The sequence below is a fragment of the Micromonospora sp. NPDC005979 genome, assembly GCF_040614415.1.
Taxonomy (GTDB): Bacteria; Actinomycetota; Actinomycetes; order Mycobacteriales; family Micromonosporaceae; genus Micromonospora.
This window is the reverse complement of the sequence record NZ_JBEXUR010000001.1, coordinates 724196-740942: the sequence shown is the minus strand read 5'-3', so window position 1 is coordinate 740942 and position 16747 is coordinate 724196. Positions and strand designations below refer to the sequence as shown.

The window sequence follows — 16747 nt, the reverse complement described above, 5'->3', positions numbered from 1 at the left end:
GCGGCGGCTCCCTCATCGGCGCAAGCGGCGGGAGCACTCGCCGTCGTGGCCGTCGCGCAGCAGGCAGCGCCGGCCGCCGGGCAGCAGCAGCGTCCAGCGGCCGATGACGCGAGCCGGGCACTGCGCGGCGGCGACGGTCAGGTGCGCAGTCCGATGTACAGAGCTCACCGATACTGACGCTGCTGGGCAGCGAGAATGTCCGACCTCACGTCCGTTGGCAGCTCGACCACCTCGACTTCCACCCCGAACCGGCGCAGCGCCGCGGCGGCCCAGGAGCGCGCGGTCGTGAAGTGGTGGGCCGCCTGCGGGTCGCAGAGGCAGAGCACCAGGCGCGGCGGAGTCGGCAGCGACGACGCCGCGAACATCAAGCGGAACGCGTCGGCGAGCACCTTGTGCTTCTGCGCGGACTTCGGCGGCCCCTGGTGCGCCCACGCCTCGACGAGAACGGTCAGGTTCTCGTCGACCCCGTCGACCTCGACCCAGGACCCGTCCTCCAGCATGAAGCGCCGGGGACTGAGCGCGCAGCCCAACCGGACGCCGAGCAGCCCGAGCATCACGCTCTCGGCGTGCCGTTGCACCGCGCTGTCGCCGGCAGCCGGTCTCGGCCGGGCTTCCTGCCCCACGATCGGCGACGACGTGCCGTCCTCCGGCGGGAGTTCGTTCACGATCTTGCCGGAAGGGCCACCGTATCTGCGGAGCCGACGGGTCTGCTCCAACCGGCGGCACACCTGGTTAATCGTCTGCCGCGGTTGCACGCCGAGCCGTCGGGCGAGTTCGTCGTCGTCGAGCGGCTTCCCGGCACGCAGCAACTCCTGCACGATCCGCTCGGCGATCGTGAGGCTCCTCATCGACATCTGGCGCCCTTCGACTGGCTCGCTCACGGGCCGGCCGCCTGACTTCCGAAGGCGTCGTCCGGCCCGGAAGCCGTCCAGCGCCGGTCAGGCGGGCGCAACGGGGTGCCGCGCGAGTAGGCGGCGATACCGGTCATCAGATTCGACCAGGTCTCGGCCCGCCACGTGGCACCCGTCCGGGTGACCAGTAGCAGGCGTCTCCCGTTCCACCAGCCGTGTACCGTCGGCTCACCTTCCGATGCCACCTGGACGTCGGGGAAGTCGCGGAGGCCGTCGAGGGCGGCGATTACCGCCTGACGGGTGGTCCGGCCTCCGGTGACACGGACCACGGAACCACTGTCGAGTTGGGCACCGGTGAGCCGGTCCACCGCGTCGTGCAAGGCCGAGCGTCCCAGGATCCAACCAAGCTCGGCCACGAAGTCGGTCTGCCCGAACAGCAGACCGAACGTGTGTCCGCCCAGGCCGCTCGCGTATCGTCGGACCGTCTCGACCGGCACCGCCGCGAGCCAATCGGCCCATTCCACATACGCCTGCCGTAGGTCCTCGAACTGCTCGACGAGTTCGCTGTCCGGCTCGGGCCGGCGGTCGAGACCGCTGCGTAGCGCCACGAGCCCGATGGTGGCGAGGGCCGCGTGCTCGTCGTTCAGACTCTCCTCCTGGTCGGTCATCCAGAGTTGCAGCACCACCCAGTAGAGACGGTCGGACCAGTCGGTCGGATCTTGCCAGAGCCCGCCGGCGACCAAGGTCAGCACCAGTCGGCTGACGGCCAGCTTCGCCGGTAGCGACCACCTCTCCGACGCGTGGACCAGTTCTTCGACCTCACGCTGTCGTCGCTTGCGCTGGTTCGGCGTGAGCGCGTCCAGCACCGTCGCGACAGTCTCCGCCCGGGCCGGGGGCCGCTCTGCAGTCCTCCCCCGCTTCTCCTGCCCGCTCCCTACTGGCGAGGCGCCGTTGTCCTTCTCCAGATCGTCGAAGATTTCTTCGTCGACTGACGTCGGTCGGTTCCGGTCATCCACGCCGAGGGTGAAGCGCAGCAGCGCCGGCCCGACGGCCGCAGTGATCCGACCTTCCACCTGACGCCGCCGGTCGACGCCGGACGGGGTGGCAATGCCGTCCGGGCGGACCGCGGCCAGCTGGGCGAGCGCCTCGAGGAGCGCGGCCAGGTGCGCCTGGTCGGCGATGACGAGCGGCAACGACGTGTGTTCCAGCGGGGACGGGCGGTCGATGCGCGACAGCGCGGCAGTCACGTCGGTCACCACCACGTCGCGGACTTCGACGCCCAGGTCCGTCTCCACGCTCACGGTCGCTCGCCCACCGGATAGGAGAGACCAGTCGGCAGCCGGGACACCGATGTAGCGGTGGAGTTTGCCGTCGCTGTGGTCGTGGTCGAGCCGCAGCCCGTCGACCATGAGCCATCCCGGGGCCAACTCCGCGTCGACCAGAACCGTGGCCTCCACCCGCTCGGCGTCGACCCGTACCCCGAGCACGCGCAGGGTCGCCTCCGACGGGGCGCGTGCGCCGGGTTCCCGTACGTGCAAAATCGCCGGCTGCGCCAGGTCCACCTCGTCGGCGGTTCCGGTGTCGATCAACGGAGCCGTCTCGGTGAGCAGGCCGAGCTCGCAGTTGCCGCCCGTGGCCATGGTCTTGACCAGGGCAGCCACGCTGCAGTTCGCGCTGCCGGTCAGCGCCCAGGACTGGTCGCCCGTTCTCCATTCCACGATCTTCGCGTGGTGGTAGCGGCTGCTCTTCGGGGTGGCGACGACACTCGTCGGCGAACGCTTGACCACTCGGGCGAGGGCGTCCGGGTCGCACTGGACGTCGCGCGTGACAAGCAGGTGCAGCTCGTCGGGTCCGAAGCGGTCGAGCAGCCGGCTCAGCGCCTCCGCCGGCGCGTCGAAGAACGGGGCGGCGACGGCGAGCGACACGACGGGCGTCTTCGGCACCGGCAACTGCTCGACGATCGGCCGTACCGCCGTCGTCACCAACACCGGCTGGCCGGACGCCTGCTCGGCCGGACGGGCCGTGAGCAGCGCCGCGACTCGGTCGAGGCGCTCCCGACCGAGGTTCTCCACCCAGACCGCGGCGGGCAGTCGACGCAGCCAGGCAGCGAGGTCGTGGAACAGCTGCGGCACGGTCTGGCCTTCGCCGCGCAGCAGCGTCCAGACCTCTGCGTTGTGGTGCCACCCCGACGGCGTGGCGTTGCCGGAGCCGATGGCAACCACGGCGTCCGTCTCGGAGGCGATCACCACGAGCTTCGGGTGGAAGGCCCCGCCTCCCTTGCAGACGACCGGCAGAGCCAGGTAGTCCGCCCGGCGCGGCCCCTGGGTGACCCGGTCGGCGTCGTACAGGATGGTGGTGCGGGCGCGGACGGCCTGCGCTTCGCGCAGGCAGACGTCCTCGAAGAAGGACAGGTCACAGGTGTACGTGAGGACGAGGACTTCTTCGGCGTCGGCGAGGGGCCGTTCGCGCAGCAGCGTCGGCGGAGCGGCTCCCCGCAGGCCCTCCCACGGCGTCACGACGTCACCGCCGGGGCGTGCCGGCCGGGACGCCAGGTGCCACCGTCGTGCGCGACAACGTCCAGTTGCCGCATGACGTTGGTGAAGGTCGGCAGGCGGAGGGAGACCGCCCCGCGGCCTTCCCGGCCCTCCAGCCGCCACCGATCGCCGACGCGGCGCAGGCGGGTCGGCAGGCGCAGGCCGTACCTGGTCCACTGCATCTTTTGCCGGCTCACCGATTCGGCGCGATGGAACAGCGCGGCAGCGAGGTCGGAGACGGCGTCGGCCAGCGGTCGTTCGGCGTCGCGGTCGAGCCAGGCGGCGACGTAGCCGGGGCCCAGGTCGTCGGAGAACGTGCCGACGAAGGCATCCCGGGTGACCGGGTCAAGATGGTCCAGCCGTCGGGCGCCGACGGCGAGCAGCCGCAGCATGCCGAGCACCGTCCAGTCGTCAGCGTCGAGCGCGTCGTCGTACAAGTCGTGCTCTACCGCCAGCGGGGTGCCGGCGTGGTCGACCACGGGAGGGAGGCCGTCGACGAGCGCCTCACGGACGGTTGCGTCCGGCAGTGCGCGGACGAACTCGGCGATCGCGTACTCAAGGGTTCCGGTGCTGGACAACGGCGACACCAATCGCGCCCAGATCAGCCGCCACGCCCAGACCGACCAGTTGCGCAGCAGCGCACCACGCCAGACGAGGGCATGCGGGTGCAGGTCCGCGCCCACCAACTCCAGCAGCCCGGACCGGAAGCAGCACCACCGATCCATGGACATGTCGATCGACTCCCCGTCGACCTGCTCGCCGGTGAGCGCCCCCACCAACAGCGCGGCGCTGCGCCGATGGGTTCTGGCGTAATCGAGGTGGCCACGGTCACCGAAGTAGGCGTTCCGCACGCACGCGCCGTCGGGAGCGTCGCCGATGGCGCACACGCACAGGTGACGCAGGGCGTCGAGGTCCGCCACGGAAACCGGCCTCCTCCGTTCCGCCACGCTCAGCACCTCGTCGAGGGCGGCGAGTTGGTCGGCGTCGGCCGCCGAACCAGGAAGGGGGATCCGCCCTCCATCGGTGAGGCCGAGCACCGCCTCGATTCCCGCGTACGTCTGTAGGTAGCCGCCTGGCACTCGGCTGTACGCGTCGGCCACCCGACCGACATCGACGGCACGTTCCCGGTCCAGTTCGGGTCGGATGGTGTTCACGCCGTGTGACCCGAAGGAGCCTGCCCGTAGGTGGTGCTCGTCGTCCGCCTCGCCATGCGCGACGGACACCGCGCCCAGTACGACCTCGGCGCGACGGACCAGCGCACGAAACTTATCCAGGTCCGTCTTGTCGGTCCAGCCGCGCCGCTGCGCCTCGATCGCGAGGCGGGCGTGCAGGGCCAGGTAACGGGCGTGGGGGGTGGTGGTGATGACGCCGGGAATCAGCGCCGCAGCGTGCGTCCCGATCACAGTCTCGACGGCGAGCGGCTGGCGACCGGTGTCCTCCGGACTGTCGGGCTTGAGCGTCCACGCCGGACCCAGCATCGCGGTCACCAGCGCTTCCCCACGTTCCTCGGCTGGTCGATGAGATCCATCGCGCTACGGAAGCAGACCACAACGACGCGGGCGGCGAAGTGACGGATAGCCGACATGCTGGTGTTGTCAGCGGCGTGTACGGCGGCCAACCAGAGCGGCTACGACGTTCCCAGAGGTGAAGCGCCGGGTGGTGACAGTCCCAATCCGGTACGACGGCTGCTCCGCAGAAACCGCTGCGCCAGTCGACGTTGTCCAACCGATCGGAGAGGGCACCGACGGGAGGCCATCGGAACCATCTCGGGCTGCGACCGTCAGAATCTCCGAATTGCTTCGGCAGGAATTGCGGATCGACGGCAGATTTGTCAACTCCGTCCACAACGCCCGGCCAATAGTTGTCTGACATGCGACCAGGGCAATTCGGGCCGGATAGACGACAGCGCGCTTTGTCGCCCATCAGGCTAACCTCCTTTCGTCCGCCAATGAGGCAGCGAGCCCGGAGGTGCATGTCATGTTCATCGTGGCGACCCAGGACCCGAATACCCGCCGTGCGTCTGAGGGAGCCGAATCGGGAGCAGCAGCATGGGGTGCCCTTCTGCCCATCGATGCAGGGCTCACGCAGGCGGAGGCGGATCGGCAGTTGGCTACCTACCTGGCCGGAGTACAGGCTGGTGAGCCTCTGTGCATCCGCGCGCACGGCAACGACGAGGAGATCGGTGACGCCGAGGCAGGTGCCAAGGACTGGGGTTGGACCTACAAGAAGCTGGCCCGGATGCTGGCCACCCACCTGACCGCCACCCCGAGCGTGGTCCTGATCCGGTCGTGCGCCGAGAAGGTGACCAACTTTCCTACTCGAATGGCGGTCCGCCTCGAGTCGGACTGGCCGGGCGCGAACCACCTCGACGGAGTCGCCATCTACGGCTACAACCTGTCTGTCAACATCAGCACGCCCGTCCCCTCGCCTCAGCAGCTGACCAAGAACGTCCAGGTCCAACCGGTCGTCGTCTCGTTGTGACTGGCAATTCCACCGCGAAATTCATCCCGAAGGGCGCCCGCTTCCAGAATTGGGGACGATTGGCAACTTGCCCTGACGCTGGATCACCTGGCTGCCGCGCTTCGCGAAGGCATCGCGGCGTCGCCTCCGTCAGGGGCGGACAGGTCCGTCGAGTAATGACCCGCGATGCGGCGGACCCGGGTTCCATCGTGGATCTTCCGCTCCGCCTATCTCCGGCTTCGCACCCTTCATCGACGCAACCGCCGAGAGCAGTCGCCGTCGTGGCCGTCGCGCAGTAGGCAGCGCCTGCCGCCGGGCAGCCGCAGGTCGCAGAAGACCCGGTGGCGCAGGCACTGCTGGTCCTCCTCGGAACGGTCGTCTCCCCCGGGTCCGTCATCGGCAGCACCAGCATCCGGCGTCCGATGACCCGGGCCAGGCGTTGCGCCGCGGGCAGGTCGGTGGCGACGACGGGCAGGTGGATGACGTACCGCTGGCTCATTGGACCTGGTCCCGCTCGTTGCGGGCACCGGCCTGGTCGGCCTGCCGGCGACGCAGGCCGGCCTTGATTCGGGCCGTCTCGAGACGACTCTCGGCGAGAGCGGCGTAGACGGCGGCCATGTCGACGGCGACCCGGTCGAGGAAGGCGTACACGTTGTCGGGGTTCAGACCGCGACGCCCGAGCCCGGCGGGCGGGAAGCGGCGCTCGCGCACCTGCCAGGGCAACAGACTGGTGTACGCGCCGGAGCGGTAGGTCGCACCACCGCGCGGCGGGTCCGGTCGCTGGTTTCTGGCGTTCATGTCTGCCTGCCTTCCGCCGCGCAGGGATCTTCGGGGATGCACGGCGGCCGTTCGGGGGGACCGGCCGGCCGCCGTGCTGTGATCAGCCTGCGACACTCCGCATCGGAAATGCAACGTTCGATACCGAGATTTCCCTGTTGTGCATTGACTTTCTTCTCTGAAACCCGTAGGAGTTGCAGGAGCAGGTCACGCAGTGTTGCGCGTTGGAACCAGGGAGTGTGCGGATGCCCGACGACATCGGATCGACCGTGCCGCGCCGGCAACTCGGCCGGCTGCTGCGGCAGTTCCGCAACGAGGCCGGAGTGACGCTCGACGCCGCCGCCGAAGCTCTCGAGTACAGCCGGCAGAAGATCTGGCGCCTCGAATGCGGCCAAGGCTCGGTCCGGGTGCTCGACGTCAAGGCGATGTGTGAGCTGTACGGGGTGTCGCCCGAGATGACCGAGGCGCTGCGCGGGCTGGCCGCCGAGACGAAGTCGAAGGGCTGGTGGCACGCGTACGGCGACGCGGTGCCGAACTGGTTCGAGCTGTACGTCGGCCTGGAATCCGCCGCCGCCCACCTCCGCCGATATGACGAATCGCTCATCCCCGGGATCCTGCAGACCAAGGAGTACGCCCGCGCGCTCTACCGCCTCGGCGGGATGCTCAACGAGGAGGAGCGCGAGCGAGCGGTACAGGTCCGACTTCAACGGCAGGCATTGCTCTTTCGACGCTTGCCGGCAGCTCCCAGGCTTGAATCCGTGCTGTCTGAGGCGGTGCTTCGGCGGGGTGTTGGTGGCTCACAGGTCATGACCGAGCAGCTCGCTCACCTCACCAGACTGTCCGAGCTACCGAACGTCATCGTCAGGGTGCTACCCCTGACGGCAGGCCCGCAGCCCGGCGCGGTAGCGGGATCCTTTGTGATCCTCGACTTCCCCGCGACCAAGGGCGGTCGTACCGCGCCGGAACCGTCAGTGGTCTACAGCGAGTCGCTGACCGGTGCCCTGTACCTCGACAAGCCCGACGAACTGGCAGCTTACGAGCGCGTCTGGCGAGGACTGGATGCGCTGGCCCTCGGCGAGGCAGAATCGATGGACATGATCAAGCAGATCGCTGGGGAGATGCGGCATGACTGACCTGAGTGGCGCCATCTGGCGCAAGAGCACCCGCAGCGGCGACAACGGTGGCGACTGCGTCGAGGTCGCCACCAACCTCCCTGGCATCGTCGCGGTCCGCGACTCCAAGGATCAGGCCGGACCGGCCCTCACCTTCACCGCCCAGGCATGGGCAGAGTTTATTGCGGCCACTGGACGCGGACGACGCACCAGCTAACTCCAGCATCACCACCGCCCACTGGCGAGCCACTGTCAAAGACGACGCCGAACGCCTACTCGGCGAGGTAGCGACACGTCGGTGAAGACCTCGCCCAACACCGCGTACGTCCGGCGCATTGCTTCGCCCTTGCGGGATTTTCCGAGTTGCCGGTCAATGCCATCCTGGACATTGTGCTCCGGGGCGCACGGCCAGTCAGCAGCCGCGAAGGATGACCGTCCGCATCTGAGATCTGTGCCGCCCGCCAATCGACACCGAATCAGTCTCGACCGGCTAGCCAGCACGATGCTCGGAGTGGAGGTCGTGATGTCCCGGACAGTCCGACTTGGCGTGGCGGTAGCGGCGGCTGCCGCACTGGTCGCCGTCTTGGCGCTGGCCGCGAACACGGCCACCACGCGTGGGCATCTCGCCGTCGCCGGGGGCGGCCTGTCACTTGCCACGGCCGCCGTCCTGTGGGCCACCGCGAATGCCCGTCGGCGGCCCAGGACACCCGATGTCCCAGAACCCAGCCCAAGAAGACACGCGTTCGTCAGCTACTCCCGCAGCGACATCGGGTACGTTCGACGGCTCGTCGAATTTCTTCGTGAGTTCCACATTGACGTGTGGATGGACAACCAAATCCCCAACGGAACTCGATGGGACCAGGTCCTCAAGGAGAAAATCGATACCGCAGCCGTGGTTGTCCTGGTCATGTCCCCTTCGGCAGAGGAGTCGGATTGGGTGAACGCTGAGGTTGACCGAGCGCGGGCGCAAGGCAAGCCGCTCTTGCCGCTGCTACTCAAGGGCAACGTCACGTTTGGTCTCAGCCGCATCCAGCATGAAGACGTGACGGGCGGACGGATGCCCAGCACGGACTTCGTACGCCTGCTGCGTGAACTCACTGACGGCGAGCAACCACCGCGCTCGGTACCGCCACCGGACAACGCCCCCCGACGGTTGCTTCCGATTCCCAGTGCGAAGCACGTGGATGTCGGGCAGTTCCTGGCCGGACTCGCCGGTAGCCGTCACCGCCGGATCGACGTGCTGATCGGCATCGACGAATCAGGGAAATCAACGCTGCTGCGGAAGCTGGTCATGGACTATCGCGATCAGGGCGATGAGGTTCGTTACCTTGATCTGTCGCTGATCGACTGGCACCAAGCCCTGCTGACGCAGCCGGCAGCATCTGTCGTCTTCATCGACCACCTTGATCGAATCACGGAGGGTGAACGGTTCCGGGTCGCCTTCGACATCTTCGACCGGGTGCTACCCGCGCTCTTCTCGGCAGGGCTGTCCCGTCTGATCCTCGCGCTCAGCACGGACTGGCGAGCGGGCTTCACCGAAGTCTACCGACTGCCGCCGGAGGTGATGCTCAACAAGGCTATGCCCGACGTGCCGTTCGAGGCTCACTATCTCCGTACATATTCGGACGAGGAACTCACGACACTCTGCGACGAGCTCGGCCTCGACGCCGACGAATTTCGTGACGTCTCGCTTCGCCGGGCTGGAGTCTTGGCGATGGCCTCGAACACGTCTGAACAGTGGCCACACGCGACTCCATCTCGCATCCGTGACATCTTGGCGGCGCGGTGGATCGAGGCAGGCAACGGCTCGCTCGACCGGGACGCGCGCCGTGCTATGTGGGAGCTGGTGGGAGCACTTACACTGCGGGGCGAACTGTTCGTCCTTGGCCTGGAACAGCTCGCTCACCTGCTAGGCGATCGGTTCGACCGCGCGCATCTGCGCGCCCAGATCGGCGGTCCGTTGCGTTGGGAGGCCGAGCACGTGGAGCCAGACTCGCCCGCGTGGGCCGACCTCGCGGCCGCCCGGGCCCTGCGTAGTGTCATCGGCGAGCGCACCACCACTCCGATCATCACGCCGCTGCGCACTTCCGTCCTCGACACCCTGAGGGACTTGTACGATCCGGGCGACCTGACCACCCAGATCGACCGGAAACTGACCTCGATCGCCGGAGCGGATTTCACCGCGATGGGATACCTGGGTCCGGTTCTCGCTACGCTCCGTGCACACTTGTCTCCAGGTCAGCTACTCGTTTTCCGTGACTTGTCCTTGCAGGGACCGGACCATTCCGAGGTTCGGACGATCGGCCCGCAGGTAGCTGCCGCAGTCGAAGAGGCGCTGTTGCACGCGATGCGGCGCTCACTGCCCGACCTCGTTGGAATGCTGAATGACGTTCCGCCCGGCGAACGCAGCGCGTACCGGGGCGGTAGTCGTATCTGGCTGACCGCTCGGGCGTGGGCTTCCGAGCTGCCACTGCGAGCCTCAGCTGAGTCGACCCTCGCGGAGCTGTTGCCGAACGACAGCTCGTGGCGCTACGAAGACATTCTCGATATCGCGGTGACCGGAGCGACTACCAAGTTGATGGACGGGAATGCGACAGCGTTACACGCGTGCCTGAGTGGCCGCCACGACTCGGCTGAGCAGTACCTCGCGGACGTCTGGGATGGGGTCAACGACGGCGCGTGGGACCAGATCGACGCCACAACGCGGGCCTATGTCGCGTCACTGGACCTGCCTCCCGCCATGACCGGCAGTCTGACGGCGATCGACTGTCGACTGCAGCGCGCCCACCTGGGTGCTCAGGACGTCCAGGCGTGGCGGCTCATTGACTGCGAGCTGCTGCTCGCCGACTTTCGCTCATGCACGAACGTCGAGCTGGCTGATTTCAGTGGCTCCAACTGGTGGGCCGCGATACTTCCACCACCAGCGCGTTACCACCTGTCGCGTTCCTCGACCGATCCGCGATTCCTGGCCTGGTGCACGGCCCCGCCATGGAGTAATCCTTACTACACAAGTCAGTGGCCCACACCCTTCGACTGAAGGGACCACATCCCATGCCTACGCTGGCCAACGAAAAGATCCGCCTGATCGTCACCGCCAAGTGCAATCTCGACTGCTTCTACTGCCACAACGAAGGTCAGGCCAAAGAAGAGACCTTCATCTCGCCGGAGCAGGTCGAGGTGATCAGCGGTGCACTCGACGCAGCCTCGCTGCGGGCGTCGGAGGTCACCATCAGCGGCGGCGAGCCGTTACTCCACCCGGACTTGGCCGAGATCATCGGGCTCGCCGACACCTTCGCCGATCACGTCACGATGGTCTCCAACGGTGTTCTGGCACGCCCGGCGCAACTTGAGATCCTCGCTCGCAGGGGCCTCCGGAAGCTGCGCCTCGGCATAGATTCCCTCGACGACACGAAGCCGCGGCCGTCGCCCGGCAGGCTGGCGGCACCATTCCGGATTCCGGATCTGGTGGCATCGGCGCGGGCGCTCGGGCTCCTTGTCGACCTGAACACCGTAGTGACCCGGTATAACCGGAATCAACTCGGTGACTTGACGCGCTTTGCAGTCGAGAACGGAATGTCGATCAAGTTTTTCGAGCATGTGGAGGTCGACGAGTACGGCACGGTGAACAGCGTCGGCGAAATGCTGCCGCGACCGCAGGTGCCGGTGGAGCACGTGGCGCAACAGATCAACCAGGCTCTGGGGACTACTGTCCAGCTGGTCGCGACACCCGAGTTCGGGGAGTCCAACCTCGCGTGCTGGGTAGACGGCGTGGAGATCCGTTACTGTCGTTACCTCTGCACGTTCGGCCTTTGCTGGCTGACTGGCACTCGTATAGATCCGCAGGGGTTCGTCTACAACTGCATGGTCAATCGAGGGCTGGACCGGCTAGGGGATCCTGCACCATCGACTGTTCTCGGCGTGCTGAACCGGGCCTCTGCCCGACCGTGCAAGGCCAGGATCCGGAGCGGCTCGTGATTCTCGCTGTCGAGGGTCTGGACGGTGTTGGTAAGACCACCGTGTGCCGGCTGCTCGCCGCACGACTCGATGCCGCATACATCGGCCTGCCACCTCCCGAACTGCTACTGCGGACATCAACTCTGTTCCGCCGTCACGACTCGCTCGCGCGGTATCTCTACTACCTGAGCGCGGTCGCCGCGACCGATGCCGCGACCCAGCCGGATGTGCTCGTGATCGCCGACCGGTATGTCGCGTCGGCCCACGCGTTACACCTTCACGTGGCCGGGGAGGCCGCCCAGATCCTGCGCGATCTGCCACTCCCGGCCCCGACGCTCACGTTCTACCTCACCGCCGACGAGCGGAGCAGACGTGCCCGCCTCAGCAGTCGATCCGCGCCCCTCGACCCCTTCGAACAGGCGCTCAATGAGAGCGAGTCCTTTCGAACGGCCGTCGCGCAGCGGCTGCAGTCCGGCCCGAACACTCACGTGATCGACACGACCGGGCAGACGGCCGACGATGTGGCGGATGCCGTTGTCAAGATCTGGGACAGGGCGGTTCACTGTGGCCGGGATGCCAGCGCAGAACACTAACCAGGAGTTCTACTGCGGCGTGCAGTGCATCGTGCTGCAACGCCCGCAGCATGTTGCCTCCGCGCGGGTCCTTCTTGGCCTGCGGTATCGCACGGCGGGCGAAGGGCAATGGGCCCTGCCCGGCGGGCATGTCGAATGGAACGAGTCCCCTGTCGAGACGGCGCGGCGGGAGCTTCTTGAGGAGACTGGCCTGCTCGGGCAGGCCGCAGTCATCGGGCCGACGTTCTTCACCTATGGCACCGAAATTCCCTATGCCCACGTGCCTGTGCTGTTCGAGTCGACGCTCGGCACGCACCGGGTCGTACCCGAGGAGCGCTTCTCGGCACTCGACTACTTTTCGCTCGATGCGCTCCCGAGGCCGCTGTTCGAACCATCCAGACTCGCCCTCAGCGGGATCGCGACGACACCCTTCAACGCGCACTTCGGGGGAAGCACCGGTGCCTCCGTCCTGAAGGTCGACATGGCACTGCTCGACCCGGACCACCACCACAATCGCGCCTACACCGCGCTACTCCTCTGTGACCAGGCTCGGAGCACCGTCGCTTCGACATGGAGTGACCCTCAGCGGCGGGCTCGCCCGTCACAGCGCTCCAGCTATCCGACGATTGACGAGGGCATCAAGAGGTTCCAGCAGCTCATCCGGCGCAAGCTGCGACAGAACTACTACGTCACCGGCGTTGGGGGCGACCTGCCGGTCGAATGGATACTGGGCCTGTTGTCCGATGGTGACGACCTTCAGATCGTCAGCAAGGCACTGCTGCAACGCCTCGTCGAGGACGACGAGTTCCGGCGACTCTTCATGAAGGACGCGCACCTCTACACGCCGGGCATCGGAGACCCCATCGACCCGCACGGCGCCAAGCAAGAGGTCTTGTTCGAGCTGTGATCCCAGACCGGGTAGGGCGCGTCGGGAATCACTTGAGACCACGAGGGGCAGATTTCGTAGCCGGTGACCAGCCGGGCGAAGCCGTCGGTGCACAGCAGTATGCGGTCGACTTGCATCCACCAGCCGCAGCGCTCGTCCTGACCCTCGCCGGATGCTCCGACGGCACCCCCGATGACGAGCCGACAGGGAGGGCCGCCAGCGTAAGCCCCACACCGGTACGAACCGACCGGGACCCGATCGCCAAACGGTTTCCGCGCCTCGGCGACTTCATCGAAGCCCACTGGCAGGCCGCAACGGCCGGGGGCAGCGGTCGCGACACCGTTCCAGGCCCGACCGACACGCGCATCGAGGCACTCGTCGTGCTGCGACCCGACACCCTGGCCACAACCATCAAAGGGTACGAGTGGCAGCCCGCGCCACCCGACTGGGACGCACCGCTGAGCGGCGAGCTGCGCCCGTTCCTGCCCACCGGCACCGGCGGCACCTGGCAGGTCAGCGAGGAGTACGCGTGCGGACGGCACAGTACAACAGCACCGTCTACCTCGACGCTGGCAGCGGAACGGTCTTCCTGAGAGTCATCGACAGTTGATCCGGCCCGACAACCCTCTCGGCAGGCACCAGCCCGCGCCACGAAATCTAAAACTCACCCAAAACCATTCCACCCCCGACGGTACGCAGGAAGACAGCGCGTGGGAATTGCGCGCCGACGGCTCCCGTCGGGGGTTTCTTGTATGGTCAGAGGCGTATTGATACTGCGTGTCAGCGCCTATAGGAATTGATTGTTGGGAGCAACGATCACGCGTTTCACCGATGGCGTCCGGATGTAACAAAACGCAACACGGAGAGGGCGGGAGCCGATGGCCGACGACATGGGATCGACAGTGCCGCGACGGCAGCTCGGGCGAGCGCTGCGCGACCTACGCACCGAAGCGCGGATGACGCTGGACGGCGCGTCCGAGGCGATGCAGTTCAGCCGACAGAAGCTGTGGCGCATCGAGACCGGCCTCGGCCCCGTCCGCTCCGTGGACGCCAAGGCCCTGTGCGAGCTGTACGGGGCGACGCCCGACCTGACCGGCGCCCTCAGCGCCCTAGCCGCCGAGACCAAGGCCAAAGGCTGGTGGCACTCGTACGGCGACGCCGTCCCCGACTGGTTCGAACTCTACGTCGGCCTGGAATCCGCCGCACACCGGCTACGAGGGTACGACGAGTCGCTGATCCCTGGCCTCTTACAGACAGAGGCATACGCCAGAGGCGTTTTCCAGAACCGCACCGACATGAGCGATGACGAGATAGACCAGCACATCAGCATCCGGCTACAGCGGCAGGGCCTCCTATTGCGACGGCTGCCGAAGGCACCCCAGCTCAGCTCAGTGCTTGCCGAGTCGCTGCTGATCAAGCAGATCGGTGGCCGCAGGGTGATGGCCGACCAGCTCCGACACTTGAACGACCTCGCTGGTCTACCGAACATCTCCATCCGGGTCCTGCCGCTGTCCGTCGGGGCGCACTACGGCGCGCTCGCCGGCACCTTCATGATTCTCGACTTCCCATTGACCAACCGAGTCGTCCCGGAGCCGTCCGTCGTCTACAGCGAGTCACTGACCGGTGCCCTGTATCTCGACCGGGCCGAGGAAATCGCTGCCTACGAGAAGGTCTGGGCGAGTCTTACGTCCCTGGCTCTCGATGAGCAACAATCGAGGCAACTCATCAACAAGATCGTCGAAGAGGTCCATCATGGCTGAACTGACCGCTGCCCAGTGGCGTAAGAGCACCCGCAGCGGCGACAACGGCGGTGCATGCGTCGAGGTCGCCGACAATATGCCCGGCCTCGTTGCCGTACGCGACAGCAAGGACCCGGCCGGGCCCGCCCTCGCCTTCTCCCCCGCCGCCTGGACCAGCTTCGTCCGAGCCACCAAGTCTGGGCACTGAGCCGTACGCCAGACGGGAGCGCGGCCCGTATCCCTGCCGGACGCGCTCCCGTTGCCCCAACAGACCCGGACGTCGCGGTCTTCGCTAGAGGTCGGGTCCACGTCTGATTTGGGCGATCCGCCGGTCCAATGTCCTGACGTGGGCGGAGTCCAACCCGTACTCCGCGACGAGTGTCGGCCGAAGCGCCTCAAGATGCTGAAGGCCCTCGCTGGTGCGGCCGACGGCGGGCAGCATCATGCCGAGGCGGTAAGTGGCGTCCCGGTGCAGGGGGTCGTACGGCTCGGCGAGGGCGAGGAACTCGGTAAGTTGCTTGACGGCCTCGTCGATGTTGCCGATCTCGGCGTGACTGACGCCCGAGTAGTAGTAGAGAACGGTCAGCTCGTCCCCACCGTCGACCTTCGGGAGAATCTCGTCGAGGACGGCCGCCACCCGACTGAACTCGTCGGCGAACCACAGCGTCGATGCCAGAGCCACCTGCATCTCCAGCTTCAGTGCCGGCTCGGCAGCAGCCCGGCCCACCGCCTCGTCGAGCAGATCGATCGCCTGCTGGAACTGTGAATCCTGGACCAGGTGGCCGACCTGCTGCTGGATCTCGATCGCCTCGTCGACGCTCAGCGGCGCCGAGGTCGCCGACGTCGGCTTCGGAGCGGGGGCGGCTCCGCGCTGACGCGGCGCGGGCGCGAGTGGGCGGAGGAAGGGCCGGCGCGGGTCACGGTTGCCGCCGGGTCCGGCGGGACCGGGCTGGGCGGCGATCGGGAGCAGCGTCTCGTAGACGTCCTCCGCTGAGGGGCGGTCAGCGGGCCGCTTCGCCAGCATTCGTGCGACCAGGTTGTCGAGGTCGGAGGGCACGTTGGCACGCAGCGCCCACGCCGACGGCGCCGGGGTGTTGACGTGGTGATCCTGGTAGGAGCGGCTGGTTGTCTCCACGAACGGCACCCGCCCGGTGAGGGCCTCGTACAGGACACACCCCAGCGCGTAGACGTCGCTCGCCGGCCCAACAGGGTTGCCCAGGGCCTGTTCCGGCGGCATGTAGGGCGGGCTGCCGACGGTCAGGCCGACCTGGGTCAGTCGTGGGAGGGCACTCGCGCCGCGCAGGATGGCCACCCCGAAGTCGAGGACCTTGACCACTCCCCCGTCGCTGACCATGAGGTTCGTGGGCTTGATGTCGCGGTGGACGACGTCGACCCGGTGGACGTCGACGAGGGTGGCCGCCACCTGGGCGGTGATGGCGACCGCCCAGGTGACCGGCCACGGGTCGGCGGCGTAGGTCCGGGAGGCGATGAGCTCCGCGAGCGTCTGCCCGTACACGAGCTGCATCACTAGGTAGATGCGGCCGCTCGACTCCTCGATCCCGAAGTCGTACACCGCGGGGATGCCGGGGAGTTCGAGGCGGGCGGTCGTGCGGATCTCCCGCAGGAACCGCTCCCGGTCTGCCGCCACCGCCTCGTTGAACGCCGCGCTCTCCGCGCTGCCGAACGTCGCCGCCGGGCCGGGCGTGTTCCGCATCAGCTTGATCGCCACGCGGCGGTCAAGGTGCCGGTCGTAGCCGCTCCAGACGGCACCCATGCCGCCAGTGCCGATCGGGGCGTCGACGCGGTACCGGTCCGCGAAGACCCACTCGTCGGCCGGTTTCACGTCGCTCACCGCGCGCGTT

16 protein-coding genes and 1 pseudogene are annotated in these 16747 nt (G+C 67.4%); 10 read left to right on the top strand and 7 right to left on the bottom strand.

The genetic code is table 11. The features are described 5' to 3' along the window. Positions 1-12: 12 nt before the first annotated feature. Genes ABZ272_RS03020 through ABZ272_RS03005 form a run of 4 tightly spaced genes read right to left on the bottom strand, consistent with a single transcriptional unit; the run spans position 13 to position 4872 of the window. Entirely contained in the window at positions 13-168 is a 156-nt protein-coding gene (locus ABZ272_RS03020; RefSeq protein ID WP_355048255.1) for a hypothetical protein, read from the bottom strand. After that, a complete protein-coding gene (locus ABZ272_RS03015; RefSeq protein WP_355048204.1) occupies positions 165-854 on the bottom strand; it encodes a hypothetical protein in 690 nt (229 codons plus the stop codon). Before ABZ272_RS03015 ends, ABZ272_RS03020 begins: the two co-directional genes overlap by 4 nt. Before the next feature lie 23 nt (positions 855-877). Continuing rightward, complete coding sequence (locus tag ABZ272_RS03010) at positions 878-3367, bottom strand: hypothetical protein (protein ID WP_355048203.1); 2490 nt, start codon at positions 3365-3367, stop codon at positions 878-880. Next, complete coding sequence (locus tag ABZ272_RS03005) at positions 3364-4872, bottom strand: hypothetical protein (protein ID WP_355048202.1); 1509 nt, start codon at positions 4870-4872, stop codon at positions 3364-3366. Before ABZ272_RS03005 ends, ABZ272_RS03010 begins: the two co-directional genes overlap by 4 nt. Positions 4873-5362: 490 nt before the next feature. Between ABZ272_RS03005 and ABZ272_RS03000 the strand changes: the two genes are divergently transcribed. Then, on the top strand, positions 5363-5866 hold the full coding sequence (locus ABZ272_RS03000; protein WP_355048201.1) for a hypothetical protein: 504 nt from the start codon (positions 5363-5365) through the stop codon (positions 5864-5866). A gap of 227 nt (positions 5867-6093) precedes the next feature. On the opposite strand, the pseudogene ABZ272_RS02995 reads toward ABZ272_RS03000, so the two are convergent. Beyond that, positions 6094-6344, bottom strand: a pseudogene (locus ABZ272_RS02995) (hypothetical protein). Next, entirely contained in the window at positions 6341-6643 is a 303-nt protein-coding gene (locus tag ABZ272_RS02990) for a DivIVA domain-containing protein (RefSeq protein WP_355048200.1), read from the bottom strand. Before ABZ272_RS02990 ends, ABZ272_RS02995 begins: the two are co-directional and overlap by 4 nt. A gap of 224 nt (positions 6644-6867) precedes the next feature. Here ABZ272_RS02990 and ABZ272_RS02985 point away from each other — a divergent pair, with 224 nt between their 5' ends. From ABZ272_RS02985 to ABZ272_RS02945, 9 genes are all read left to right on the top strand, one after another. Beyond that, positions 6868-7755, top strand: coding sequence for a helix-turn-helix transcriptional regulator (locus ABZ272_RS02985; RefSeq protein WP_355048199.1), 888 nt, complete (start codon positions 6868-6870; stop codon positions 7753-7755). Next, the gene (locus tag ABZ272_RS02980) at positions 7748-7951 is read left to right on the top strand and encodes a DUF397 domain-containing protein (protein ID WP_355048198.1); all 204 of its coding nucleotides are present in this window, start codon (positions 7748-7750) and stop codon (positions 7949-7951) included. Before ABZ272_RS02985 ends, ABZ272_RS02980 begins: the two co-directional genes overlap by 8 nt. A gap of 294 nt (positions 7952-8245) precedes the next feature. After that, positions 8246-10771 (top strand): TIR domain-containing protein, encoded by a 2526-nt coding sequence (locus ABZ272_RS02975; RefSeq protein WP_355048197.1) that lies wholly within the window; start codon positions 8246-8248, stop codon positions 10769-10771. A 14-nt stretch (positions 10772-10785) separates the two neighbouring features. After that, on the top strand, positions 10786-11709 hold the full coding sequence (locus ABZ272_RS02970) for a radical SAM protein (RefSeq protein ID WP_355048196.1): 924 nt from the start codon (positions 10786-10788) through the stop codon (positions 11707-11709). Beyond that, complete coding sequence (locus tag ABZ272_RS02965; RefSeq protein WP_355048195.1) at positions 11706-12281, top strand: hypothetical protein; 576 nt, start codon at positions 11706-11708, stop codon at positions 12279-12281. The genes ABZ272_RS02970 and ABZ272_RS02965 overlap by 4 nt, the downstream gene beginning before the upstream one ends. After that, the gene (locus ABZ272_RS02960; RefSeq protein WP_355048194.1) at positions 12208-13167 is read left to right on the top strand and encodes an NUDIX domain-containing protein; all 960 of its coding nucleotides are present in this window, start codon (positions 12208-12210) and stop codon (positions 13165-13167) included. The genes ABZ272_RS02965 and ABZ272_RS02960 overlap by 74 nt, the downstream gene beginning before the upstream one ends. Beyond that, on the top strand, positions 13164-13739 hold the full coding sequence (locus ABZ272_RS02955) for a hypothetical protein (protein WP_355048193.1): 576 nt from the start codon (positions 13164-13166) through the stop codon (positions 13737-13739). The genes ABZ272_RS02960 and ABZ272_RS02955 overlap by 4 nt, the downstream gene beginning before the upstream one ends. Positions 13740-14024: 285 nt before the next feature. Further along, positions 14025-14906 carry a helix-turn-helix transcriptional regulator gene (locus tag ABZ272_RS02950; protein WP_355048192.1) on the top strand — a complete coding sequence of 294 codons (882 nt, stop codon included), beginning with the start codon at positions 14025-14027 and terminating at the stop codon, positions 14904-14906. Next, positions 14899-15093 carry a DUF397 domain-containing protein gene (locus ABZ272_RS02945; RefSeq protein WP_355048191.1) on the top strand — a complete coding sequence of 65 codons (195 nt, stop codon included), beginning with the start codon at positions 14899-14901 and terminating at the stop codon, positions 15091-15093. Before ABZ272_RS02950 ends, ABZ272_RS02945 begins: the two co-directional genes overlap by 8 nt. An 84-nt stretch (positions 15094-15177) precedes the next feature. Here the strand turns inward: ABZ272_RS02945 and ABZ272_RS02940 are convergent, their stop codons facing one another. Then, positions 15178-16737, bottom strand: coding sequence for a serine/threonine-protein kinase (locus ABZ272_RS02940; protein WP_355048190.1), 1560 nt, complete (start codon positions 16735-16737; stop codon positions 15178-15180). Between the last annotated feature and the right edge of the window lie 10 nt (positions 16738-16747).